This is a genomic window from Paracoccus sp. Ld10 (assembly GCF_045064235.1).
GTDB lineage: Bacteria > Pseudomonadota > Alphaproteobacteria > Rhodobacterales > Rhodobacteraceae > Paracoccus.
Genome location: NZ_JBISHD010000028.1, coordinates 33,408 through 58,137 on the forward strand (window position 1 = coordinate 33,408; position 24,730 = coordinate 58,137).

Annotated in this window: 23 protein-coding genes; 12 read left to right on the forward strand and 11 right to left on the reverse strand. The window is 66.7% G+C overall.

The annotated features are described in order from the left end of the window. Window positions 1–60 precede the first annotated feature (60 nt). From ACJJVR_RS10915 to ACJJVR_RS10945, 7 genes are all read left to right on the forward strand, one after another. Window positions 61–1,764 carry an ABC transporter substrate-binding protein gene (locus ACJJVR_RS10915; protein ID WP_405404508.1) on the forward strand — a complete coding sequence of 568 codons (1,704 nt, stop codon included), beginning with the start codon at window positions 61–63 and terminating at the stop codon, window positions 1,762–1,764. 66 nt (window positions 1,765–1,830) lie between these two features. Then, window positions 1,831–3,309 (forward strand): glycerol kinase GlpK, encoded by a 1,479-nt coding sequence (gene glpK / locus ACJJVR_RS10920; RefSeq protein ID WP_405404510.1) that lies wholly within the window; start codon window positions 1,831–1,833, stop codon window positions 3,307–3,309. A gap of 61 nt (window positions 3,310–3,370) precedes the next feature. Further along, window positions 3,371–4,318 carry a nucleoside hydrolase gene (locus ACJJVR_RS10925; RefSeq protein ID WP_405404511.1) on the forward strand — a complete coding sequence of 316 codons (948 nt, stop codon included), beginning with the start codon at window positions 3,371–3,373 and terminating at the stop codon, window positions 4,316–4,318. Between the two features lie 173 nt (window positions 4,319–4,491). Continuing rightward, window positions 4,492–4,746, forward strand: a complete 255-nt coding sequence (locus ACJJVR_RS10930) for a hypothetical protein (protein WP_405404513.1) — start codon at window positions 4,492–4,494, stop codon at window positions 4,744–4,746. A 114-nt stretch (window positions 4,747–4,860) separates the two neighbouring features. Beyond that, the gene (locus ACJJVR_RS10935) at window positions 4,861–5,745 is read left to right on the forward strand and encodes a LysR family transcriptional regulator (RefSeq protein WP_405404515.1); all 885 of its coding nucleotides are present in this window, start codon (window positions 4,861–4,863) and stop codon (window positions 5,743–5,745) included. Window positions 5,746–5,826: 81 nt separating this feature from the next. Further along, window positions 5,827–6,759, forward strand: a complete 933-nt coding sequence (locus tag ACJJVR_RS10940; RefSeq protein WP_405404517.1) for an NAD(P)/FAD-dependent oxidoreductase — start codon at window positions 5,827–5,829, stop codon at window positions 6,757–6,759. Further along, entirely contained in the window at window positions 6,756–8,111 is a 1,356-nt protein-coding gene (locus tag ACJJVR_RS10945; protein ID WP_405404518.1) for an ABC1 kinase family protein, read from the forward strand. Before ACJJVR_RS10940 ends, ACJJVR_RS10945 begins: the two co-directional genes overlap by 4 nt. Here ACJJVR_RS10945 and ACJJVR_RS10950 read toward each other — a convergent pair. From ACJJVR_RS10950 to ACJJVR_RS10965, 4 genes are all read right to left on the reverse strand, one after another. Continuing rightward, a complete protein-coding gene (locus ACJJVR_RS10950; protein ID WP_405404520.1) occupies window positions 8,108–8,371 on the reverse strand; it encodes a hypothetical protein in 264 nt (87 codons plus the stop codon). The genes ACJJVR_RS10945 and ACJJVR_RS10950 overlap by 4 nt on opposite strands. A gap of 55 nt (window positions 8,372–8,426) precedes the next feature. Beyond that, complete coding sequence (locus tag ACJJVR_RS10955) at window positions 8,427–9,668, reverse strand: PqqD family protein (RefSeq protein ID WP_405404522.1); 1,242 nt, start codon at window positions 9,666–9,668, stop codon at window positions 8,427–8,429. Window positions 9,669–9,674: 6 nt separating this feature from the next. Then, complete coding sequence (locus tag ACJJVR_RS10960) at window positions 9,675–10,055, reverse strand: hypothetical protein (RefSeq protein WP_405404524.1); 381 nt, start codon at window positions 10,053–10,055, stop codon at window positions 9,675–9,677. Window positions 10,056–10,125: 70 nt separating this feature from the next. After that, window positions 10,126–11,394, reverse strand: coding sequence for a S8 family serine peptidase (locus ACJJVR_RS10965; protein ID WP_405404526.1), 1,269 nt, complete (start codon window positions 11,392–11,394; stop codon window positions 10,126–10,128). Window positions 11,395–11,555: 161 nt separating this feature from the next. Between ACJJVR_RS10965 and ACJJVR_RS10970 the strand changes: the two genes are divergently transcribed. The 3 genes from ACJJVR_RS10970 to ACJJVR_RS10980 all read left to right on the forward strand — a co-directional run bounded on the left by ACJJVR_RS10970 (window position 11,556) and on the right by ACJJVR_RS10980 (window position 13,470). Further along, window positions 11,556–12,098, forward strand: coding sequence for a sigma-70 family RNA polymerase sigma factor (locus tag ACJJVR_RS10970; protein ID WP_405404527.1), 543 nt, complete (start codon window positions 11,556–11,558; stop codon window positions 12,096–12,098). Next, complete coding sequence (locus ACJJVR_RS10975; protein WP_405404528.1) at window positions 12,095–12,793, forward strand: anti-sigma factor family protein; 699 nt, start codon at window positions 12,095–12,097, stop codon at window positions 12,791–12,793. Before ACJJVR_RS10970 ends, ACJJVR_RS10975 begins: the two co-directional genes overlap by 4 nt. Window positions 12,794–12,858: 65 nt before the next feature. After that, window positions 12,859–13,470: a hypothetical protein gene (locus ACJJVR_RS10980; protein WP_405404530.1), complete on the forward strand. Its 612-nt coding sequence runs from the start codon at window positions 12,859–12,861 to the stop codon at window positions 13,468–13,470. On the opposite strand, the gene ACJJVR_RS10985 is transcribed toward ACJJVR_RS10980, so the two are convergent. Beyond that, a complete protein-coding gene (locus ACJJVR_RS10985; RefSeq protein ID WP_405404532.1) occupies window positions 13,471–14,646 on the reverse strand; it encodes a nucleotide sugar dehydrogenase in 1,176 nt (391 codons plus the stop codon). A 78-nt stretch (window positions 14,647–14,724) separates the two neighbouring features. Beyond that, window positions 14,725–16,869, reverse strand: coding sequence for a malate synthase G (locus ACJJVR_RS10990; protein ID WP_405404534.1), 2,145 nt, complete (start codon window positions 16,867–16,869; stop codon window positions 14,725–14,727). A gap of 321 nt (window positions 16,870–17,190) precedes the next feature. Here ACJJVR_RS10990 and ACJJVR_RS10995 point away from each other — a divergent pair, with 321 nt between their 5' ends. Beyond that, a complete protein-coding gene (locus ACJJVR_RS10995; RefSeq protein ID WP_405404535.1) occupies window positions 17,191–18,429 on the forward strand; it encodes an SRPBCC family protein in 1,239 nt (412 codons plus the stop codon). Next, window positions 18,430–19,521: a 2Fe-2S iron-sulfur cluster-binding protein gene (locus tag ACJJVR_RS11000; protein WP_405404536.1), complete on the forward strand. Its 1,092-nt coding sequence runs from the start codon at window positions 18,430–18,432 to the stop codon at window positions 19,519–19,521. It abuts the gene before it with no gap. Here the strand turns inward: ACJJVR_RS11000 and ACJJVR_RS11005 are convergent. From ACJJVR_RS11005 to ACJJVR_RS11025, 5 genes are read right to left on the reverse strand one after another with little or no spacing between them, the layout of a single operon-like run. Beyond that, window positions 19,518–20,363, reverse strand: coding sequence for an SMP-30/gluconolactonase/LRE family protein (locus tag ACJJVR_RS11005; protein ID WP_405404538.1), 846 nt, complete (start codon window positions 20,361–20,363; stop codon window positions 19,518–19,520). The two genes, ACJJVR_RS11000 and ACJJVR_RS11005, sit on opposite strands and share 4 nt — an antisense overlap. Further along, window positions 20,360–20,962 carry a 2-dehydro-3-deoxy-6-phosphogalactonate aldolase gene (locus tag ACJJVR_RS11010; protein ID WP_405404539.1) on the reverse strand — a complete coding sequence of 201 codons (603 nt, stop codon included), beginning with the start codon at window positions 20,960–20,962 and terminating at the stop codon, window positions 20,360–20,362. Before ACJJVR_RS11010 ends, ACJJVR_RS11005 begins: the two co-directional genes overlap by 4 nt. Window positions 20,963–20,965: 3 nt before the next feature. Beyond that, window positions 20,966–21,847 carry a 2-dehydro-3-deoxygalactonokinase gene (locus ACJJVR_RS11015; protein ID WP_405404540.1) on the reverse strand — a complete coding sequence of 294 codons (882 nt, stop codon included), beginning with the start codon at window positions 21,845–21,847 and terminating at the stop codon, window positions 20,966–20,968. Further along, complete coding sequence (locus ACJJVR_RS11020; RefSeq protein WP_405404541.1) at window positions 21,844–23,886, reverse strand: alpha-galactosidase; 2,043 nt, start codon at window positions 23,884–23,886, stop codon at window positions 21,844–21,846. The genes ACJJVR_RS11015 and ACJJVR_RS11020 overlap by 4 nt, the downstream gene beginning before the upstream one ends. Further along, on the reverse strand, window positions 23,883–24,728 hold the full coding sequence (locus ACJJVR_RS11025; RefSeq protein ID WP_405404542.1) for a carbohydrate ABC transporter permease: 846 nt from the start codon (window positions 24,726–24,728) through the stop codon (window positions 23,883–23,885). Before ACJJVR_RS11025 ends, ACJJVR_RS11020 begins: the two co-directional genes overlap by 4 nt. Between the last annotated feature and the right edge of the window lie 2 nt (window positions 24,729–24,730).

Sequence of the window (24,730 nt, forward strand, 5' to 3'; positions counted from 1 at the left end):
GGGAATGAGGGTTTCGCAGGCTGTCTGAGACTGTTGAGAAATTCCAGGGAGGGAATACAAATGAGCCTGAGATTGCTGTCCACAACCGCGGTGATGCTGGCATTGTCCGGCCCCGCCTTTGCCGATATCGAGGCCGCGCGCGCGTTCCTCGATGCCGAGATCGGCGATCAGTCCGTCCTGACCCGCGAGGAGCAGGAAGGCGAGATGCAGTGGTTCATCGACGCCGCAGAACCCCTGTCGGGCATGTCGATCAACGTGGTGTCGGAAACGATCACCACCCACGAATACGAAAGCCGCGTCCTGGCACCGGCCTTTACCGCCATCACCGGAATCCAGGTCACCCATGACCTGATCGGCGAAGGTGACGTCGTCGAGAAACTGCAGACCCAGATGCAGACCGGCCAGAACGTGTACGACCTGTACATCAACGACGCCGATCTGGACGGCACGCACTGGCGGTATCAGCAGGTGCGCAACATCACCGACTGGATGACCGGAGAGGGCGCCGATTTCACGAACCCGGGTCTGGATCTGGACGATTTCATCGGTCTGGATCAGGCCACCGCGCCCGACGACAAGCTGTACCAGCTGCCCGTGCAACAGTTCGCGAACCTGTACTGGTTCCGCCACGACTGGTTCACCGACCCCGACATCATGGCCGAATTCCGCGCCGAATACGGATACGACCTGGGCGTTCCCGTGAACTGGTCCGCCTACGAGGACATCGCCAAGTTCTTTACCGGGCGCGAGATCGACGGCCAGCAGGTCTATGGCAACATGGATTACGGCAAAAAGGACCCGTCGCTTGGCTGGCGGTTCACCGATGCGTGGCTGTCGATGGCGGGGGCCAGCGACAAGGGCGAACCGAACGGTTTCCCGGTCGACGAATGGGGCATCCGGGTCAACGACGACTTTCAGCCCGTCGGATCGTGCATGGCGCGGGGCGGGGCGACGAACAGTCCGGCCGCCGTCTATGCGATCGAGAAATACATCGACTGGCTGCAGAACTATACGCCCCCGGCCGCTGCAGGCATGACCTTCAGCGAGGCAGGCCCGGTTCCCGCGCAGGGCAACATCGCCCAGCAGATGTTCTGGTACACCGCCTTTACCGCCGACATGGTCAAGGAAGGCCTTCCGGTCATGAACGACGACGGCACGCCGAAATGGCGCATGGCCCCGTCGCCCTATGGCGCCTATTGGGAAGAAGGCATGAAGGTCGGCTATCAGGACGTGGGATCGGCCACGCTGATGCAATCGACCCCTGTCGACCGCGCACAGGCGGCGTGGCTTTATGCGCAGTTCATCGTGTCCAAGACGGTCGATACAAAGAAAAGCCATGTCGGCCTTACCTTTGTGCGCGACAGTTCGATCCGGCATGAGAGCTTTACCGAGCGGGCGCCGCAACTGGGCGGCCTGGTCGAGTTCTATCGCTCTCCTGACCGGGTCCGCTGGTCGGATACCGGGGCGAACATCCCCGACTATCCGCGTCTGGCGCAGCTGTGGTGGCAGAACATCGGGGATGCGTCCTCGGGTGCCAAGACCGCGCAGGAGGCGCTGGACGCGCTGTGCGAACAGCAGGAAGACGTGCTGGACCGTCTGGAGCGTTCCGGTGTGCAGGGTGATCTGGGCCCGGTCCTGAACGAAGAGCAGGACCCCCAGTACTGGCTCGACCAGCCCGGCGCCCCCGTCGCCAAGCTGGAGAACGAAAAGCCCGCGCCGGTCACCATCGCCTATGAAGAGCTTATCAAGCGCTGGCAGGAGTGATCCCTGCGCATTAACCTGAGGGGGGCGCGGTCATCCGCGCCCCCGTTCGTGACGAAAGGACCGCCCATGACCCACATCCTTGCCATCGACCAGGGCACGACCTCGTCCCGGGCCATCGTCTTTGACGCAAAGATGGTCCCCTGCGGCAGTGCGCAGGAGGAATTTCCCCAGCATTTTCCGCAATCGGGTTGGGTTGAACATGATCCTGCCGATCTGTGGGCCAGCACCGCCGCCACCTGCCGCGCCGCGATCGAGAAATGCGGCAATCCGCGCATCGAGGCCATCGGCATCACCAACCAGCGCGAGACCGTCGTGGTCTGGGACCGCAGGTCGGGCCGCGCGATTCACAACGCCATCGTCTGGCAGGACCGCCGCACCGCCGAATTCTGTCGCGAGCTGGAGGCCGCGGGCCATGCCGAGATCATCACGGCCCGCACCGGGCTGCTGGTCGATCCCTATTTCTCGGCGACCAAGCTGAAGTGGATTCTGGACCATGTCGACGGCGCCCGCGCGCGTGCCGAGGCGGGCGATCTGGCATTCGGCACCGTGGACAGCTGGCTGATCTGGAACCTGACCGGCGGACAGGTGCATGCCACCGACGCGACGAACGCCGCGCGCACGATGCTGTATGACATTCACAAGGGCCGCTGGTCGGCCACCATCTGCAAACTGTTCGACATCCCCATGTCGATGCTGCCCGAGGTCAAGGATTGCGCCGCCGATTTCGGCACCACGCGTCCCGACCTGTTCGGGCGGCCCATTCCTATCACCGGCGTCGCAGGCGACCAGCAGGCGGCCACCGTAGGTCAGGCCTGTTTCCAACCGGGCATGCTGAAATCGACCTATGGCACCGGCTGTTTCGCGTTGCTGAACACCGGGGACAAGCCGGTGGCGTCGACGCAGCGGTTGTTGACCACAATCGCCTATCAGCTGGACGGCAAGCCGACCTATGCGCTGGAGGGGTCGATCTTTATCGCGGGCGCGGTCGTGCAATGGCTGCGCGACGGGCTGAAGATCATCCGCGATGCAAAGGAAACCCAACCTTTGGCCGAACGCGCCGATCCGGGACAGCAGGTGATCCTGGTCCCGGCCTTCACGGGTCTGGGCGCACCTTATTGGTCGCCCGACAGTCGCGGCGCGATTTTTGGCCTGACCCGCAATTCAGGCCCCGCAGAACTGGCCCGTGCCGCGCTGGAGAGCGTGGGTTTCCAGACCCGCGACCTGCTGGAGGCGATGAAGGCCGATTGGGAGCCAAAGGGAGAGACCGCGCTGCGCGTCGATGGCGGGATGAGCGCGTCCGATTACGCGATGCAGTTCCTGTCCGATATTCTGGGCGCGCCCGTCGACCGCCCCAAGGTTCTGGAAACCACGGCCCTGGGCGCGGCCTGGCTGGCGGGGCAGGGGCCGGGGATCTATCCCGATCAGGCCGGGTTCGCCAAGGACTGGGCGCTGGACCGCAGCTTTGCCCCCGCAATGGACGATGACGACCGCGCCGCGCGCTATGACGCCTGGCGCCGCGCGGTAAAGGCCACGATGTCGCTGTGACCGCCTGTTGACGCGGCCGGATTGCAGGTTAAATCGGGTCGATCACAGACAGGACATGACGATGACCCAGCACAAGGTGATCTTTGACACCGACCCCGGCGTGGACGATGCGCTGGCCCTTTATTATCTGGTGCGCCACCCGCAGGTCGACCTGCTGGGCGTGACGACCGTGTTCGGCAATGCGCCGGTGGCGATGACGACACGCAACGCGCGCTTTCTGTTACAGGAATGGGGCCATGACGCGCCCGTCCATCGCGGGGCCGAAGGGCCGATGACCCCGGACATGCCGCCCGAATTCTGGCCCACGCATATCCACGGCGACAACGGTCTGGGCAACCACCCGACCCCGCAGCGGCCGGTGGACGAACCTGACACCGCGGCCCAATTCCTGATCGACACCATCCGCGCCCATCCGGGCGAGGTGCGTGTTCTGGCCGTTGGTCGCATGACCAACTTGGCCTGCGCGTTGCAGATGGCCCCCGACATCGCGGGGCTGGTGCGTGACGTGGTGATCATGGGCGGCGCGTTTCGCGTACCCGGCAACATCACCCCCGCGGCCGAGGCAAACATCTGGGGCGACCCGCTGGCCGCCGACATCGTTTTTGGTGCGGAATGGCCGGTGGTCGCGGTGCCGCTGGACCTGACCACGCGCACCTTCATGGACAGCGCGATGCTGGCCGATCTGGGCGCGCGGGGGGGCGCGGGGATGCAACTGGTCGCCGACCTGTCGCAGGGCTATGTCGGATTCTATCAGGCGGCGGGTTATGACGGGATGCTGGTCCATGACTGCACCTCCGCCGTCTATCTGACCGACCCCGATCTGTTCACCCTGGTGCAGGGAGAGGTCCGTGTCCTGTCCGACGGCATCGCCCTGGGCCTGACGCTGATGAACCCCGCCGACCGCCAGGGTCCGTTGGGCGCATGGGACGGACGACCCCGCCAATCCGCGACGCTGGACGGACAGACCGACGCGATCCTGGCGCGTATTGGACAGGTTTGTACGGCCTAGGCGAAACACGGGACGATGCTGCGCGATTGTCCCGTTCCATCGAACACAGAGCGCGCGATTTCGCGCCTAATCTTTCGTTTGTGTGACCCTTATCTGACAGTCATCGGAACGGACCAGACGTGCATCCGGCGCGCCACCGTTGCCAAGATATTGTTCGATTAAGGAAAATAACCATGAAAAACTTCGTGTTCGCCATCGCCGCCCTGACCCTGACCGCTGGTGGCGCACTGGCCGCCGTGAATGGCACCAACGAGCGCCCCAATTCGGGTTCGGTCGCCACCGCCGTCGTCGAAACCGTGCAGGTTCCGGCCAACACCGTGATGACCTCGGCCGAACTGTCGCGCGCAAACCTGTCGGGTGACGAGCTGCTGACCGTGACCAAGATCTCGGGCGACAGCGAAATCGCTGACCTGAACAGCGACCGCTGATCCGCGTCATCCACTGATGACGACTGATGACGGACCGTCACGCAGATGCGTGGCGGTCTTGTCATTTGTGCCGTATGCTTGTCCCGATGCGGGACCAGCGGAGGATCTGGACATATGACGGACCTCAAGGCACTGCGCTGTTTCGTGGCCATCATCGACGAAAGCGGCTTTGCGGCGGCGGCACGGCGAATGGGCATTTCCAAAAGCATGTGCAGCAAGATGCTTGCCGATCTGGAGGCGGAACTGGGCACGCGCCTGCTGACCCGGACCACCCGCGCGGTGACGCCCACGGCCGCGGGCCTTGGCTTTCACCAGCAGGTCACGGACATCCTTGCCCGCCTGGACGCGGCGTTCGAGGATGTGCGCGCCGCATCCAGCCGCCCGTCGGGCCCCCTGAAGCTGGGGGTGCCGGTTCAATACACGTTAAAGGTCTTTCAGCCGCATCTGATGCGTTTCATGGACGAACATCCCGACATCCAGCTGGACGTGGTTCTGGATGACAGCCGGTCGGACATGACCCGCGACGGGTTCGACGCCGTCATCCGCATCGGCATTCTGGAGGATAGCAGTCTGCATGCCCGCCGCCTGCATGATGCCAACATCATGCTGGTCGCTTCGCCCGATTACGTGGCGCGCCACGGCAGTCCACAGCGCCCGGGGGACCTGCGCGACCACCAGTGCCTGCACTATACCAACCTCAAGGGGGCGGGCACTTGGCCGATGCTGAGCGGGACCGAGATGGTGTACCAGAAAATAACCCCCGCTTTTTCCAGCAACAATGGCGAATTGCTGCGTGCCTTGGCGGTTGCGGGCAAGGGTATCGCACTGGCCCCGGAATTTCAGGTGGCCGACGATCTGGCGCGTGGGTTGCTGGTGCCGGTGCTGGCGGATCACGCGTTGCCGGGTGTGCCGATCCATGTCGTCTATTCCAGTCGCAAGCTGGTGACAGCGGCCCTGGCGGCGTTCCTGGATTTCGTTGGGCGGCTGGATCTGGCCTGACCGCATTGCCGGACAGAATGCCGCCTTGCGCATGCCGCCGCGGTCTGTCCTGCTGATCCCCGACAAGGAAAGGCACGGGACATGGGCGAACAGGGTAGGGTTGCGGTCATCGGCGGGGGCCTCACCGGGCTGACCTGCGCGCGGGCGCTGGCGGATGCGGGACATGCCGTTGCCGTGTTCGACAAGGGTCGCGGCATCGGTGGCAGGCTGGCGACACGCCGGACCGAAGGCGGATTGCGGTTCGATCACGGCGCGCAGGTGCTGCCCGCGACCGATCCCGGTTTCGCGGCGCTGCTGGACACGATGGTCTGCGACGGTCATGCGGCGGAATGGAACGATGGTTTCGTGGGCACCCCCGGCATGGCCCAGATCCCGCGTGCCTTGGCGCAGGGGATGGACGTTTACACTGGGGCGATGGTCACTGCACTGGATCACGGTCCGACCGGCTGGCATCTGCGCGGAACGGGCATCGACCACCACGCCGACACCGTTGTGCTGGCCATTCCCGCCCCGCAGGCGCGCGACCTGCTGGGTGCGGGTCATGCATTCGTCGCGCCGCTGGCGCAGGTCCGCTATCAGGCCAGCATCACGGTGATGGCTGGGCTGGACCCGGAGGCGCCGCGGCCCTTTGTTACGCATCGCGGCACCGGCGCACTGGCCTGGGTCGCACAGGACGGTGCCAAGCCGGGCCGCGACGGACAGCCCCTGACCACGTGGGTGGTGCAGGCCGATCCTGATTTTAGCATGACCCATATCGACCTGCCCTTTGCGGAACTGGCGGACTTGATCGCGCCGCAGTTGCTGGACCTGCTGGGCGCGCGGCCCGATCACCTGCACCACGCGGTCGCCCATCGCTGGCTTTATGCACTGACGGAAACGGCGCTTGGCCAACCCTTCCTGGCTGATGACACGACGGGTCTGATCGTCGGCGGGGATTGGGCGTTGGGGCCGCATGCGGAACATGGCTGGGCCAGCGGCCGTGCGATGGCCGCGCATCTGCTGGCGCGACCATGACCGACGACCGCACCCCCCGCCCTGTGCCACAGGGACGGCTGACGCGCATGATGCGCCTTGGCGGTCTGGCAGGCGGCATGGGCGGTCGCGCGCTGGCGCAAGGCGCGCGGCAGTTGGCGACGGGGCGGCGACCTTCGGCGCAGGATCTGTTCCTGACGCCCGCGAATGCCGCACGGCTGGCCGCACAGTTGGCGCAGATGCGCGGCGCCGCGATGAAGATGGGCCAGCTGGTGTCGATGGAGGCGGGCGATTTCCTGCCCCCCGAACTGACTCAGATCATGGCGCGGCTGCGTGCCGATGCCGACCCGATGCCACCCAAACAACTGCAGGCCGTGTTGGACAGGGCCTGGGGGCTGGGGTGGCTGCGCCATTTCGCGCGCTTTCAGGTGCGACCGATCGCGGCGGCATCCATCGGTCAGGTGCACCGGGCACAGACCAGGGATGGGCGCGATCTGGCGATCAAGGTGCAATACCCCGGTGTGCGCGGCAGCATCGACAGCGACATCGACAATATGGGTCTGCTGTTGCGCATTCCCGGCCTGATGCCACAGGGTGTCGACCTGCCCGCCCTGATGGACGAAGCCCGCAGCCAGCTGCATGCCGAGGCGGATTATGTCCGCGAGGCTGCGCAGATGCGCCGGTACGCGGCCAACCTGGCGGGGCGCGACGAATTCCGCCTGCCGGTGCCCGACGATCAGTTCAGTACTGCGGATGTGCTGGCGATGGATTTCATCGATAGCCGCCCGATCGAGGTTCTGGCCGACGCACCACAACCGATGCGCGACCGCGCCGCCCATCACCTGGCCCGCCTTGTCATCGAGGAGTTGTTCGGCTTCGATTTGATGCAGACCGATCCGAACTTTGCCAACTATCGCTGGCAGCCGGATGACGCGCATCCGGACGGCGGGCGGATCGTGCTGTTGGACTTTGGTGCCACGCGAGGGTTTTCCGCACCCGTTGCGCCGCGCTATCTGGCACTGTTGCGCGCGGCACTGGCCAATGACCGCGATGGGGTACGCCGCGCGGCCATCGAGATCGGCTATTTTCGCGAACAGACCGACGCAGAGCACCAGACCGTGCTGTTGCAGATCATGGACTTGGCCTTTGACCCGCTGCGTGCCGGCGGGATGATGGACCTGACCGACAGCGACATTCCCCGGCAGGTGGCCGATCTGGCGATGCAGTTCGCGCGCACCCGCACGCGCGCCGAGATGCCCCCGCCCGAGATCCTGTTCCTGCACCGCAAGATCGGAGGGCTGTATCTGCTGCTGGCGCGACTGCGCGCACGGGTCGATCTGGATGCGCTGGTGCGGCCAGACGAACTGGCACGCATGCTGGCGGCTCGACGCTAGGGCTGGTCCATCTCGTGCAGGCGATCCCGCGTCAGGCGCAGGATCATGCGAAATTCGTCGGTGACGGTCAGGGCTTGGCCCATGCCCTCGGCAGGGACGGCGCCCGGATCCTCCTGCCCGTCGCGCAGGGTCTCCCGTTGGTCCAGCCAATCTATGACCGGCTGGCGGGCCTGCGGATCCAGCGCTGCGACCAACTGTGCCAACAGGCGGCGTTGCGCGACAAGACGGGCTTCCAGCGTGGCAATGGCGGTGTCGGTCATCGGTGCCTCCTGGGGCGAACATGTGACGGGACAACGCGGGCGCGGCCTGCGGGGTTCATCCGGTGATGAACCCCCCCGCCAGCAGGTCACCCATCAGGGCCGCGATATCACGGGTCAGGCGGTCGCGGGGCACGTCGGCAAACACCTCGGCCAGCGTGACGGCCAGATCTGTCGCACTGCCCGGTATTGCCAGCAGGGCCCAGACCGCATGGCCGACCGGATTCAGATGCCAGACGACCGGGTCCGAGGGCGTCCACAGGAACGCGCCCGAGCCGATCTGCCGTACCACGATGCCTGCCGACTGCTGCATCACCCGGTCCGGTTGCACCGGTACGGACTGCCGGTCCGGCGCGAACAGCGGATCCGCCAATGGATCGGCCAGCGGCACGTTGGTCTGGGGCGGGGCATGGGGTGCGAAAGCCCGGCGCAGCAGGGCGACCGCATCCTCCAGATCAGCATAGACCAGCCGCAGGCAGGTCATCGCCGCTGCCATGTCGTGAGTCGTGGCAAAAGCCTGATCCGCGCTGCCCAGATCGGCCATGTTCTGTGCCAGCAGGTGACGCACCGCCTGGTCGGGGTCCATCCGGTGCAGTGTGGCGGGGGCGATATCGCGCCGGTCCAGCACGATCAGCGTGCCGGGGCGGGCCTGCGTGCCATGCGGTGCCACATTGGCGGCCGCCAGATAGGCGTATCGCCTGTCGCGCGGCCCCGGTGTTGCCGCAACATGGCGGCGACACGCGGGCGTCGTGCCGTTGGGCAGCGGCAGCCGAAGGCGGGGCGCGATGCCCAGAGCGACGGCCTGCAAGTCCGCAGTCAGCGGCAGCACGTCGTCGCAGAACACCGTGACGTCGGGCTCTGCGGTCAGGCGACCGATCAGCGTGCTTTTCCCCGCCCGCATCGGACCCGTCAGCAGGATCAGATCGCCCGCGAAACGAAACGCCCCGCAATGCAGCGCCATGCAACTGGGGCGGTCGGCCACAAACCCCTCGGACAGGTCGGCCATCAGGGCGCAGGCGGCACTGGCCGCATCCAGCCCGGCCAGATCGCCCTCAAAGAACGGCGATCGCGCCGAGAACCCGCCCGCCCCCCGTGTCACCAGCGTCTGCCTGTCGCCGGGGCGCGGCGCGGACAGGGTCTGCGGCTGCCATCCGTGGATCGCGGCCATCAGTGCCTGGTGGACCGGCTGTGCGCCCCGCAGGCGCAGCGACAGGCCGGTTCCGGGAAAGTGCAGGGTGGTGTCCGGGTCGCGCGACTGGCGCGGGATTCCTGCGGGGCGGGTGCGGGTCCGGGGGGTCACTGGGGATCAGCGCGACGGCTTGGACCAGTCGCGGCGGATGCCGGGTCGTGACGGGCGGCTGCCGCGATGGGCGCGGTGTGTCGAACGGCCTGCCCGGTTGCCGGGCCGCGATGCGCGGCTGGCCCGGCTTGCCCGCCCGCCACCGCTGCCGCCCCGGCCGCTATTTCCGCGACCGCTATTGCCACGCCCGCTGCCGCCCCGACCGCTGTTTCCGCGACCGCTTCCTCCGCGACCGCTTCCTCCGCGCCCGCTGGCGTCACTGGCATGCGCGGTCCCGAACCCTGCCAGCGCGGGGGCCACATAGATCGCGCCTGCCGCCCCTGCGGCCAGACCCAGCTTGGCTAGAAGACCGCGACGCGAGAGGCGGATATCGGATGTATCGGACATGGGCTTCTTCCTTTGTGTTGCTGCAACCGGTCCTGTCCGGTTCATATGTGCAACGGGCCGTCGGGGCGGCTTATTCCCCGCCGACGGGAAAAATCTGTGATCCGGTATCGGCGCAGGCCGACGGCGATGCGACCATGCCATGGCCAAAGACCGGATCGCGGCCCGGGGCGCCCAGATCGGTGGCGCAACGAAACAGGCGATCGCGCGCATCCACGGCACTCAGCCCGTCACGGTCCATCCCAAGCGCAAGCGCCGCCGATACAAAGGGCGCGGCATAGGACGTGCCCGACCGCAGCCTGCCCCCGTCGATCGAGGCGGCGGTCCACAGGTTCACCCCCGGCGCCGCCAATGCGACATGCGGGCCCCGCGCGGCCTGGCGATAGGGCGCGCGATCGGCATCGATCGCAGTGACGGCGATCACCTCGGGCCAGGCGGCGGGAAAGGCCGGGGCCGCGCCCGGCCCGCCGTTACCCGCCGCCGCCACCATGCCAATACCCGCATCGCGCGCCTGTACCACGACCTGGCGCAGCACCGGGTTGGCGGGTCCGGAAAACGACATGTTGATGACCTGCACCCGCGCCTGGATCAGGACGTCCAGTGCGTTCAGCAATGAAAACGCATCCGCGGCCGCCCCGTCGGCGCGGCTGTGGAACGCTTCGACCGCCATCAGGTCGGCCTGCGGCAGCAGGCCGGGGGCGCGGCCCTGCGCGTTGCCAATCAGCAGCGCGGCGACGGCGGTGCCGTGCCGGCGCCCCGCTGCGTTGCGCCCGTCCAGATCGACCTGATCGACGCGCAGCGACTGGCCACGCAGCGACGGATGGTCGGGATTGACGCCGGTGTCGATCATGCCGATCCGCGGCCTGGCCTGCAGGTCGGCGGGGCTCCAGCTGACCATCTGCTGGGCCGCGCAATCGGCGCCGTCGCATGTCAGGTCGTCCGGGCGATAAAGCGAATTCAGCGCCGCCAGCGATCCGGGCAGCAGGCGGGCGATCTCTGCGCGTGCCTGGGCTGCGTTGCGGCCCGGCGGCAGGCGCAGTCGGGCGGCGCTGCGGGCCAGCGTGGTGTTGTCGCGCTGCGACAGCACATCGTACCCTGCGGCCCGCAACGGCTGCAGGGTTTGACCTGGTGCCATGATCACTACCATTTCCGGGCGGGGACGCGCGCGGGGCTGCCGCTGGCGCACGGGTCGGGATACCGACGCGCGCCCGGATGCTGCGCTGCCGTCGGATGCGCGGGCGGTCCCCGTCCCGATCAGCGTGGGCGCCGCATAGGCAAGGCCCGCCGCCAGACCCATGCGGGTCAGCAGCGCGCGGCGCGTGGTCGGGGCGTCCTGGGTCATGGGCAGGTCCTTGATGCGATCGGATCGGGGCATGGGAACGGGCGGCACGGCCATTCTATTCCCCATGATCCGCGGCGCGCGCTTTTCTTTCGCCGATGGTGGAATAAAACCGGACGAGCCGCGTTTCAAGGCTGACCGTTACCGCAAGGGGGATCCCGCCCGTGACCGATGACCTGCGCGCCCAGATGATCGCGCTGCTGCCACGCCTGCGGTCCTTTGCCCGCGGCCTGTCGCGGCACCACGCGCTGGCCGACGACCTGGTGCAGATCACCGTGGAAAAGGCGTTGCGCAACCTGGACCGGTTCGTGCCGGGGACGCGGATGGACAGCTGGCTGTTCCGCATCCTGCGCAACAGTTTTATCGACCATGTGCGTGCGCGGCGTGACACCGACAGCCTGGACGACGACGATGCGCTGCCCCTCATCGGCCATGACGGACGCGAGGTGACCGAGACGCGTCTGCATCTGGCCGATGTCCGTCGCGCCATGAACCGCCTGCCCGAGGATCAGCGTGTGGTGCTGATGCTGGTCTGCGTCGAGGGCATGCGCTATCGCGAGGCGGCGCTGGCGCTGGACGTGCCGCAGGGAACCGTCATGAGCCGCCTTGGCCGCGCCCGTGCGGCCCTGGCGCAGTCCCTGCAGGAGGGCCAACCCTGTCGCCAGCCCGGCTCGTCTCACGCAATCCGCAAAGGCATGTCCCGATGACCCGTACAGATTCCCCGATAGACCCCAACGACGAGAGCGACGAGATGCTGATGGCCCTGGCGGACGGCGAACTGGACGATGCGACCGCCGATGGGCTGTGGCGGCGGATCGAGTCCGACCCGGCGCTGGCCGACCGCTTTTCCCTGTTCGCCGACACCCGTCACGGCTTGCAGGCGGCCTATCCGCCCCAGCCCGTTTCCGATCAGCTGATCGCCACGATCATGGCCGGCGCCCCGGCGCCGGTGGTCGTGCCGTTCGGGCGCAAGCTGGCCGCCCGGCCAGTGGCGGGGTGGGCCATGGCCGCGTCTGTGGTGCTGGCCGTGGGGCTTGGCGGCTTTCTGGCCGGTCGCATGACGCCCCCGGCGGGTGGAATGTTGCAACAGGCTGCGGTCGCGCTGGCACAGGTGCCGACCGGTGGCGATGCCGTCCTGGCCGACGGTGCGGTGGCGCGGGCGCTGGCCAGCTATGACACCGATCTGGGTGTGTGCCGTCTGATCGAGGCGCAAAAGGAACGGGCACTGATGTGCCGGGATCAGGACGGCTGGTCGGTGGCATTGGCCGTGGCCGGCGCGGGTCAGGACGCCTTTTTGCCCGCATCGGATCTGGGCACGGCGCTGATCGACGCGGCGCTGGACGAAATCGGCGCGGGCCCCGCACTGGACCTGGGAGCCGAGGCCGCAGCCCTGACCGACTGATCGCGGCATGGAACATCCCGCGATGTGCCGTGTTGGGAGGGCCTTGGGGAAAGGCCGGTTGGCATATGTGGAACTGGATATCAGAGAATAGCGGGCTGGTTCAGGCCGGAATGGCGGCGGTCACGGCACTTGTCTGGATGGTCTATCTGCACATCATCGTGTCAGGCCTGCGCCGCCAGCGGAGAACAGAGATCCTGATCTATCTGGGCGGTGCCCGGTCCCTGTCGGCGCGCATCCTGGTCAGCAACCTGGGGTTCGAGCCGATCTATGTCCTTGAGATCATGTTGACCGTCTGGACGGCCGGCGGCGAACGAATGTCCTCGGTCGCGGACCGGACAGAGATCGCGCAAGGCCAGCATTCGACCCCGCGCGAGGCGACCCTGCAGGGGCCGCTGAAAAGCGGCGATCACGTCGATATCGGCAGTGTTCTGGATCTGCTGGACCGCGCCCGCCATAGCTGCTTTGACACGCTGGAGACGGCGGATATCCGCGAGGTCGAGGTGACCGTCGCGGCCATCACCGCGGCCGACAGCCGAATTGCCGCCGCAGCCCGCCGTTTTTCGATGCGGGGTCAGGGGGACGACATGTCGCTGTGCCCGCAGAGCCTGCACGCGCGCCAGATCCGGTCGCGTTGGCGTCGCCGTCAGATAGAGGCAAAGATGCGCGACAGGATGTGATCAATCGCCGCCGAACAGGTCGCGGGTGAACACCCGGTCTGCCACGTCCTGAAGGTCAGTTGTCAGGCGGTTTGCGACGATCACGTCGGCGCGTTCCTTGAATTCGGACATGTCGCGGATGACCTCGGAGCCGAAAAAACGCGCGTCGGGCAGGGCGGGTTCGAATACGACCACCTCCAGCCCCTTGGCCTTCAGGCGTTTCATGATGCCCTGCACCGCGGACTGTCGAAAGTTGTCGGATCCGGCCTTCATCACCAGCCGATAGATGCCCACAACCCGCGGCTTGCGGGCCAGGATCGCGTCCGCGATCACGTCCTTGCGGGTGCGGTTCGCATCGACCACGGCGGCGATCAGGTTCTGGGGCACGTCGTTGTAATTGGCCAGCAACTGCTTGCTGTCCTTGGGCAGGCAATAGCCGCCATAGCCGAATGACGGGTTGTTGTAGTGGGCGCCGATGCGCGGGTCCAATCCGACGCCTTCGATGATCTGGCGACTGTCCAGCCCAAGCGACATCGCATAGCTGTCCAACTCGTTGAAATAGGCCACGCGCAGCGCAAGATAGGTGTTTGCGAACAACTTGATCGCCTCGGCCTCGGTCGATCCGGTCAGCAGGACCGGCACATCCGCGTCCAGCGCGGCCTCGGCCAACAGATCGGCGAAGGCGCGGCCGCGGGGGCTGTCCTCTCCGACGACGATGCGGGACGGGTGCAGGTTGTCGTGCAGCGCGCGCCCCTCGCGCAGGAACTCGGGACTGAAGATCACCTGATCGGTGCCAAGCCGGGCGCGGACGTCGTTGGTGAAGCCCACAGGAACGGTCGACTTGACCACGATCACCGCCTGCGGGGCCAAACGCGTGACGTCGCGGATCACTGCCTCGACGCTGGAGGTGTTGAAGTAGTTCGTCACCGGGTCGTAATCGGTCGGCGTTGCCACGATGACGAAATCCGCATCCGCATAGGCCGTGGCAGGGTCGGTCGTGGCGGTCAGGTCCAGTGTCTGCATGGCCAGGTGGCGCGCGATGTCGTCGTCGATGATCGGGCATTCACGATCATTCAGCATGGCCACCCGGCTCGCATCGACGTCCAGCGCGCGGACGGTATTGCGGGCGGCCAGCAGGACGGCATTGGACAGGCCGACATAGCCGATGCCTGCAACGGCTATGATTTTTCTCGACATGGCGGTGCTCCAGATGGTGTGTCGGGCACCATAGCGCGCGGCGGCGGCGTTGCAACCGCCGCTGCGCAGAGTCGTGTGCTACATCGCCTTGGCTTCGGCGCGGCGCGCGTGCAGCGACGGTTCGGTATAGCCCGACGGCTGGCTGGTCCCGGTCAGCACCAGATCGCGCGCCGCCAGGAACGCCGGTCCGTCAAAACCGGGGGCCATCGGCCGATAGGCCGGGTCGCCCGAGTTCTGGCCGTCGACCTTGGCGGCCATGCGGCGCAGCGCGTCCTCGACCTGATCGACGGTGATCAGGCCGTGTTCCAGCCAGTTGGCCAGATACTGCGCGCTGATGCGGCAGGTGGCGCGGTCTTCCATCAGCTGAACGTCGTCGATGTCGGGCACCTTGGAACAACCGATGCCCTGATCGACCCACCGAACGACATAGCCCAGGATCCCCTGCGCGCTGTTGTCCAGTTCCCGCAGCACCTGATCCTGCGGGATCGGACCGTCGGCCAGCGCCGGCGTCAGCAGCAGGTCCAGATCGGGGATGGGCTGTCCCGCCAGCTCGTCCTGGCGCGCGGCCACGTCGATCTGGTGATAGTGCAGCGCATGCAGCGTCGCCGCCGTCGGCGAGGGCACCCAGGCCGTGCTGGCGCCCGATTTCGGGTGGCCGACCTTGACCTGCAGCATTTCGGCCAGGGCATCGGGCTTTGCCCACATTCCCTTGCCGATCTGCGCGCGGCCCCGCATGCCCGATGCCAGGCCGATCAGGACGTTGCGATCCTCGTATGCCTTCAGCCAGGTCGCGGTCTTCATCCCGTCACGCCCGACAAAGGCACCGGCCTGCATCGAAGTGTGGATCTCGTCCCCGGTACGGTCCAGAAAGCCCGTGTTCACAAAGAAGATCCGATTGCGGATCGCGTGGATGCAGGCCGCCAGGTTCGCGCTGGTGCGACGTTCCTCGTCCATCAGGCCCAGCTTGACGGTATTGGGCGCCAGGCCAAGAGCCGCCTCGACATGGGCGAACAGGCGGTCGGCGAATGCAGCCTCGTCGGGGCCGTGCATCTTCGGCTTGACGATATAGATCGCACCATTGCGGCTGTTGCGGGGACCGTCGGATTTCTTCAGGTCGTGAATGGCGCAGGCGACGGTGACCATCGCGTCCATCATCCCTTCGGGGGTCGATTGGCCGTCCTTGCGCACCACGTCGGTGGTCATCAGGTGGCCCACGTTGCGCACCAGCAGCAGGGCCCGACCCTGCAGCGTCACGGTGCTGCCGTCGGGGCGGGTCACGGTGCGGTCGTCCTGCAGGCGGCGGGTCATCGACTTGCCACCCTTGTCAAAGGTCTCTGCCAGATCGCCCTTCATCAGGCCCAGCCAGTTGCCATAGACCGCGATCTTGTCCTCGGCATCGACGGCCGCGACGCTGTCCTCGCAATCCTGAATGGCCGACAGCGCGGCCTCCAGCACCACGTCGCGCAACCCGCTGGCGGATGCCGCGCCGATCGGATGGTCGCTGTTGATCACCAGTTCGACATGCAGACCGTTGTGGCGCAGGACATACCCGACATCCGCGCCGTTGTGGCGGGTGCCGACAAAGGCCGACGGTTCGGCCAGTCGCACGGGCTGGCCCGCAACGGTCGCCATTAGCCCCTGCGCATCGGCGTCATAGGCGGTGACATCGGCATGGCTGCCCTTTGCCAGCGGCAGCGCCTGATCCAAAAACTCTGCCGCCTTGGCCACGACCGCATCGCGGCGGGCCGGGTCTAACCCACTTGCGGGCTCCGGCCCCATCACGTCCGATCCGTACATGGCGTCATACAGCGACCCCCACCGGGCATTGGCCGCATTCAGCGCAAAGCGTGCGTTGCTGACCGGCACAACCAGCTGCGGCCCTGCAAGAGTGGCGATTTCGGGGTCGATGGTACCGTTTTCGATGGCAAAAGGCGCAGGTTCGTCAACCAGATAGCCGATGTCGGTCAGAAACGCGCGATAGGCGGCGGCATCCCAAGGCTGATTGCCGCGGGCCTTGTGCCAGGCGTCGATCTGACCCTGCAGCGCGGCGCGCCGTTCCAGAAGGGTGACGTTTTCGGCTGCGAATCCGTCCAGCAGCCCGGCATACCCGTTCCAGAACGCGTCCGCCGACACATCGGTGCCGGGCAGCACCTGCGTCTCGATGAACTGCGCAAAGTCGGGATCGACCTCAAGGCCGTGGCGGGGGGTGGCGGGACGGGTCATGGGGCTCTCCTCGGATGTCGGGGCCTCAGGCATCGGGCCATACCCCAAGCATGGGATACGCCACCGCGACGCTCTTGCCAAGCGTTTTGGAACGATTTTCCACTGTTGACGCAAAATACCCTGTCGGCCCGTGCCGCGGGGGTCCGGGGGCCCCGCAGCCTCGCCGCCCCCCTCGATGGGGGCTGCGAGGCTTTCTGCCTCAAATGCGAGGCGTCGATGCCGATGTCCGTTTCTGCTGGCAGAATGTCGCAATTCTGCCGCCCTGTCGTTTGCCGACGACTAATTTGGGGCGAAAGCCACACCGGACCCCCGAGCAGCGCCATGACCCAGACCTCCGACTTGACCACAGCCCAGCTGATCGCCGCGCGTCTTCCCGGCCATGCGCTGCCGCGCGATCTGTATTGCGGGCAGCAGACGTTTCAGGATGACCTTGAACAGATCTGGTACCGCGAATGGCTGTTCGCCGGACCCAGCTGCGAGCTGCCCAAGACGGGCAGCTACATCACCATGCAGGTCGGCCAGTATCCGGTCATCGTCACCCGCGGTGCCGACGGCCGCATCCGCGCCTTTCACAACGTCTGTCGCCACCGTGGCCAGCGGTTGTGCGCGAAATCGAACGGGACCAATCCGAAACTGGTCTGCCCCTATCACCAATGGACCTACGATCTGAACGGCAAGCTGCTGTTCGCCCGCGACATGGGCCCTGATTTCGATCCGTCGAAATACAGCTTGAAATCAGTGCATTGCGTTGACCTGAATGGCATGGTCTTCATCTGCCTGGCCCAAGTGCCCCCCGCCATCAACGAACTGGCAGCCAACCTGATCCGGTATGCGGCGCCGTCGGGGCTGGCGGATGCCAAGGTCGCTTTCAGCTCGACCATCGTCGAGAACGGCAACTGGAAACTGGTGATGGAAAACAACCGCGAGTGCTATCACTGCAGCGGCAGCCATCCGTCCCTGTGCCGCACCTATTCCGACGATCCGCTGATGACGGTGATGGAGGGGCCGAACGCAGCCTCGCCCGAAATTCTGGACCACTGGACCAAATGCGACGCGGCCAACCTGCCGTCCCGGTTCGTGAACGCCGCCGACATGCAATGGCGCATGGCCCGGGTGCCACTGATGGACCATCAGGAAAGCTTTACCCTGTCGGGCAAGGCCGCAGTGGCGCGGCGGATGGGCACGATGCCCTGGAACGAAGCGGGCAGCCTGATGTTCTATCACTTTCCGTCGTCCTGGAATCATTTCCTGGCCGATCATGCGATCGTCTTCCGCATCCTGCCGATCAGCCCGACCGAGACTCAGGTCACGACCAACTGGCTGGTCCACAAGGACGCGGTCGAAGGGGTCGACTATGATCTGGAAACGCTGACCCGCGTCTGGCTGAACACCAACGATGAGGATCGTCAGGTGGTCGAGGAGAATCAGGCCGGCATCCTGTCGCCCGCCTATGAACCCGGGCCCTATTCCCCCAGCCAGGAGGCCGGGGTGATCCACTTGATCGACTGGTATTGCGGTGTGATGGCATCGCGTCTTGGGCTGCAGCAGGCGGCCGAATAGATGGCGAAACCCCGCCTGAACTGGGCCGCGGAACCGTGGTCCGATGACGAGCCGCTGGAATGCGTCATGGTCGTGCCGGAAACGCGCGACACCGCGACGTTCATCTTTCGGGCCCCGTCGGGGGCGTGGTTCGATTATCAGCCCGGTCAGTTCGTGACGCTGGATCTGCCCGTCGATCCCGCGCGCGGGCAGGCCGGAAACGTCCAGCGGACCTATACGATCAGCTCTTCTCCGTCGCGGCCGCTGTCGATATCCGTTACCGTCAAAGCGCAATCGACCTCCATAGGCACGCGCTGGATGTTGGATCAGCTGAAACCGGGCATGCGGATCAGGGCATTCGGCCCGAACGGCCTGTTCAGTTTTCACCGCCATCCGGCGCCGAAATATCTGTTCATCTCTGCCGGGTCGGGCATCACGCCGATGATGTCGATGACCACCTGGGCCTGGGATCAGGCACAGGACACCGACATCGTTTTCGTGCATGCCGCACAGCGCCCGTCCGACATCATCTTTCGCGATCAGCTGGAACATTACGTGGCCCGCGTGCCGGGGCTGCAACTGCGCCTGACCGTGGAACAGCCCGAGCCGTTCCGCGTCTGGCACGGTTATCAGGGGCGGCTGAACAGCCTGATGCTGGGCCTGATGGCCCCTGACTATCTGGACCGCGAGGTGTTCTGTTGCGGACCCGAACCGTTCATGCAGGCCGTCCGAGAGATGCTGATCTCGCTTGGCTATGACATGGAGCGGTATCATCAGGAGAGTTTCGGGGCCCCCGTCGCGACCGAGGCCGAGGCCCCGGTGATCGAGGACGTGACCCCCGACGACGACGCCCGCGCCCAGGTGATCTTTGCGTCCAGCGGCGTGACGGCGGCGTGCGCAGAAACCGACACCGTGCTGGCCGTGGCCAAGCGGGCCGGGCTGAACATCCCGTCCGGCTGTACGTTCGGGCTGTGCGGCACCTGCCGGATCCGCAAGACCGCCGGAGAGGTGCACATGGTCCACAACGGCGGCATCAGCGATGAGGACATCGCCGAGGGCTGGATCCTGGCCTGTTGCTCCAACCCGATGGGCCGGATCACCGTCGAGGTCTAGTCCAGGATCACCCGGTGCTCCCGCTGGCCCGTGACGCCGGCGGGCACCGCATAGGTGCAGCCGTCCGTGTCGCGCGGGTCGTCCAGACCCTGCCGCGCGGTCGTCGCGAACAGCGTCGTCAGGTCCGGGCCGCCAAAGGCCGGACAGGACACATGCGGCGCGGGCAAATCGATCGCCCGGTCGAACTGCCCCTGCCGGTCATAGCGCGCAACGCGCCCCGCACCCCATTGTGCCGACCACAGCCCGCCATCGGCATCGATCACCGCGCCGTCAGGGTTCAGCCCTTCGGCCGAAAGGTCGATGAACACCTGCGGATCGCCCACGGGCCATCCGTCGCGGTCCAGCCTGACCTGCCAGATGGTCGACCGGTCGGTACCGGCGAAATGCGCCAGATCGCCGTCCGGGGAAAAGCAGATCGCGTTCGTGATGGTGATGTCGGGAAACAGCAGGCGCAGTTCGCCCCGGTGGAACCGCCAGATCGATCCGGCACCGGGTTCGGCGTTCAGCCCCATCGTGCCGATCCAGTATCCGCCCTGCGGATCGGCGCGGCCATCGTTGCTGCGGGTGACGGGGTTGTCGGCCTCCAGCGGGACCAGAACCTGCGCGGTCCCGTCGCGCAGGTCGAACAGCGACAGGGCCCGGCTGGACGCGACGATGACCCGGTCCGCATCGACGATGCCCGCCGCCGAGACGGGGTCGGCAAAGTCCCAGTGGCGGCGCACGCCGTCCAGCGGCTTTTCGAACATCCGCCGACCGATGATGTCGAACCAGATCATCGACTGGCGGTCGGGATGCCACAGCGCGCCTTCGCCCAAGGTGCAGGGGGTGTCGTCAAAGATCATGCGCTGACCTCCCATGCGGCGACAATGGCCGCGGCCTTGGCCGCCACGGTGTCGGCACTGTCGCCGGGCATGTACAGGCTGGACCCGATCCCGAACCCTGCAGCCCCCGCACGGCGCCATTCGGCCATGGTGTCTGCGGACACGCCGCCGACGGCCCAGCACTGGGTCCCGGCGGGCAGCACCGCCCGCATGGCGCGCAGGCCTTTGGGGCCGATCAGTTCGCCGGGAAACAGCTTGAGCCCGGTGGCACCGGCGGACAGGGCGGCAAAGGCTTCGGTCGGGGTCATGACGCCGGGATAGCTGGCCATGCCTGCGGCAACGGTCGCGCGGATCACGTCCGCATCGCAGTTGGGCGACAGAACCATGCGGCCACCCGCGTCACGGACGGCCCGGACCTGGTCAGCACTCAGCACGGTGCCCGCGCCGACCTGTGCCACATCGTCGAATTCCTGCGTCAGAATGGCGATGCTGTCCAACGGGTCCGGAGAGTTCAGCGGCACCTCCAGTCGGGTGATTCCGGCCCGAATCAGGGCATGGCCGATGGCGGGTGCGTCCTGCGGCGTCAGGCCGCGAAGGATGGCGATCAGGGGGCGGGACATGGATTATCCTTGCAGAAAATGGCGGTGGGCGGCGGACAGCCCGGCAAGCGTGGCATCCTGGACCGACATGCGCGCGGCGGGCACGCCCTGTGCGGACAGCGCGTTCGCATAGAGGGTGGACAGCGCGGGGGCGCCGATGATGGTGACCTGCGATCCCAGCCACCAGGGCCGGGCGGCGGCCATTTCCCACCCGATCAGCGTGCCCGAAAGACGCGCCCGCGCCGCTGCCGGGTCCAGCCCGGACAACAGCGATTCGGCGCGCAGCTGGAACAGGCCGGCATAGCCGCGTTCGGGTCTGCTCATGGCGTCCGACACCGCCTCGAGGAACAGCGCGGGGTCGCAGTCGTCGCCGCCGACCGAATGGCGCAGCACCGAATGGTCGGCAATCAGGCCGAACAGCTCTCCGGTCATGAAGCTTTTGAAATTGCAGATTTCCCCGGCAGAGATCCGGACCCATTTGGTATGCGTACCCGGAAGGCAGGCGATGCCGTCGAATTCGGGGTCCAGCGCCAGAAGGCCCGCGATCTGCGTCTCTTCTCCGCGCATCACGTCGGCGGGGTTGTCCTGACGGATGCCGCAGACGATGCGCACAGGTCGTCCCCCCGGATCGCCCGGAACCGCGACCAGGCGCGGCGCGACGGGGCAGGGAACGGGGGCATAAGGCGCCTCGACCCAACCCTGGCGCGACCCGACCATACCGCAGGCGATGACCGGCACGGCGGGCCAGCCGTCGGTCGCCTGTGCCAGCACGGCCCCGAACCGGTCCGGGGTCAGGCCGCCCATGCCCTGATCGCTGCTGCGGGTGTCGACCACGCGGCGGCCCGACATGGCCCACAGTCGCAGGTTGGTCGTGCCCCAATCGGCGGCAATCCAGTCTATCGTCACAGGCGCGTCCCTTCGATCACGGCGATGGTTTGCGGAAATGACGGGGGCAGGGCAACCCCCTGCGCCATCAGCGCTGCGCCGGACAGGGTCACCGCACCCCGCGACAGCGCAACAGCGGAACTGTGGTGACCCACGGGATGTTCCAGCATCGTCAGGCGATAGGTTGCGCGGGGGTCCAGCCCGGTCAGCCGCAACGGCGGCGGTTGGAGGGCCAGAGGCGCGTCGATCTGGGCGGCAAAGACCACCAGACGGTGGCCGTCGGCGGCCAACTGCATCTCGGCCAGGCTGCCCGCGGGGCGGTCCAGCCGCCAGATGTCGCCCGCCATCATCCAGCCGCGGTTGGCCTTCCACCATGCGGTCACGCGGGTCAGGGTGTCGGATTCGGCGTCGGTCAGTTCGCGGGGGTCCATCTCGAACCCCATGTGCCGTTGCGCGGCCGTCCAGGCGCGCAGGCCCATCGGCAGCACCCGCCCGGACGTGTGGCAGTCGCGCGGACCGACATGGCTGCCTGTCACGCAGGCGGGCAGCAACATCGCGGCGTGATGCTGAATGCGCAGCCGTTCGATCGCATCATTGCTGTCCGACAGCCAGACGCGGCCGCAGCGGGTCAGGATGCCCGCATCGATCCGCCCGCCGCCGGACGCGCAGCTTTCGAATTCGACCCCGGGATGGGCTGCCCGCAGCCGGTCGAACAGCGCATAGACGCCGCGCGTCTGGCCTGCGTCGGGAAAGGGTGTCAGGCGGTTGTGGTCCCATTTGACATAGTCGATGTCCCACGCGGTCAGGATCGCGCCGATGTGGTTGCACAGATGGTCGCGCACGTCGTCCCGCGACAGGTCCAGATGCAGCTGGTTGCGCCCCCGGATCTGGTCCGCCGGCCCCAGCACCCAGTCCGGATGGGCGCGGTACAGGTCGCTGTCCTCATTGATCATCTCGGGTTCGAACCACAGGCCGAAACGCATGTTCAGCGCGCGAACCTTGTCGATCAGCGGCGCGAACCCATGGGGATGCTTGCGCGGATCGATGGTCCAGTCGCCCAGGGACGACGTATCGTCGTCGCGCCGGCCGAACCAGCCGTCGTCCAGAACAAATCGTTCGGCCCCCAGGGCGGCGGCACGTTCGGCAATGTCGGCCAGTTCGTCGGCGTCGTGGCGGAAATAGATCGCCTCCCAGCCGTTGTAATGCACCGGGCGGGGCTGGCGGGCGTGGGGCAGGGCGTCGCGGATGGCGCGCTGAAACGGTATCGCCACGCTGTTCAGGCCCTGATCGCCGCGCGCCAGCCAGATCTCTGCCGTCTGGAACACGGTGCCGGGCGCGCGTTCGGACCCCGATGCATGGCCCAGCTGGATCTGGCGGCGGCCTTCGGGCAGGGCCTCGACCAGCATGCGGTGACCGCCGGACCAGCCGTAATGCAGGGCCACGGCCTCTCCGACCGTGTTGGTCGTGCCGGGGGTGGTCATCCACAGATGCGGCGGATGTTCATGCCCCGACCGCCCGGTGCGCGCATCGCGCAGGCGGGCACCGTGGTCCAGCGTGGTCGTCACCGGCTGAAATTCCCGGGTCCAGCGGCCTGCCAGTTCGGTCAATTCGGACAGGTGCGCAGGAACCGGCAGCGCCAGCGCCAGATGGTGCAATGTCAGTTCCGTATCCGACGACAGCCGGGCGCACAGCCCGATCAGCCCATGATCCATCGCGCGAATGGTCACATCCAGCCGCAACCCCGGCGCCGTGTGGCGCAGGATCAGCGCATCGCCCTGATCGGCACTGTCCAGACGCCAGTCCGGCTCCAGCGGCAGCCCGTTCTGGAACGCCACCAGCCCCGGCTGGCCCGGAAAGCTGCGCCGCGCTTCGGGGATCAGGGACAGGGGCGGCAGGGCATCCAGCATGCCGCCGGTGATGCCGCCCGCCCCCGCCACGACCAGCGCGGCAAGGTCGGTGTCCAAGGGCAGGGGCGCGCCCCAGTAATGGCAACAGGCCATGCCGCCATCGCTGCCCAGCACCATGGTCTGGGTGGGCGTGTCGATGCGCCAGACGCTCATTTCACGGCACCCAGGGTCAGGCCGGCGATGAAATGCCGCTGCATCAGAAAGAACATCAGGACCGGCGGCATGGCGGCTAGGATCGACCCCGCGCTGACCAGATGCCAGGCGGCGATCCATTGGCCGTTCAGGCTGTTCAGCCCCGCCGTGACCGGCTGTGTATCCGCGCCCGTGGTCAGCACCATGGCCCAGAAATAGTCGTTCCAGATAAAGGTAAAGACCAGCACGGACAGCGCCGCGATGGCGGGCCGCACCAGCGGCAGCACGATGTGCCAGAAGATCTGCCATTCGGTGACGCCCTCGACGCGGGCGGCCTCGATCAGTTCGCGCGGCAGGGCCTTGATGAAATTGCGCATGAACAGCGTGCAGAACCCGGTCTGGAACGCGATGTGGAACAGCGCCAGCCCGGTGATCGTGTTGTACAGCCCCAGGTCCACCGTCAGGTCGCGCACCGGCACCATCAGGATCTGAAAGGGCACGAAATTGCCCGCCACGAACATGAAGAACACCACCAGTGACAGGCGGAACCTGTAGACCGCCAGCGCGAACCCGGTCAGGCAGGACAGGCCCACCGCGCCGATCATCACCGGAATGGTGATGCGGAAACTGTTCCACAGGTACTGCGCCAGCGGCGAATTGCGGAACACGTCGGCATAGTTCTCCCACGCGAAACGCGACGGCATGCCGAAATAGTTGCCCGCGGCCAGGTCGCCCGACGGGCGCACCGAGGTCATGGCAACCCCCAACAGCGGCAGCAGCCACAGGACCAGCATGATCGGCAGCACGATCTTATACGTGCGCTGCGCCGCGGGGGACATCGTCTGGATGGGACGGGGAAACATGG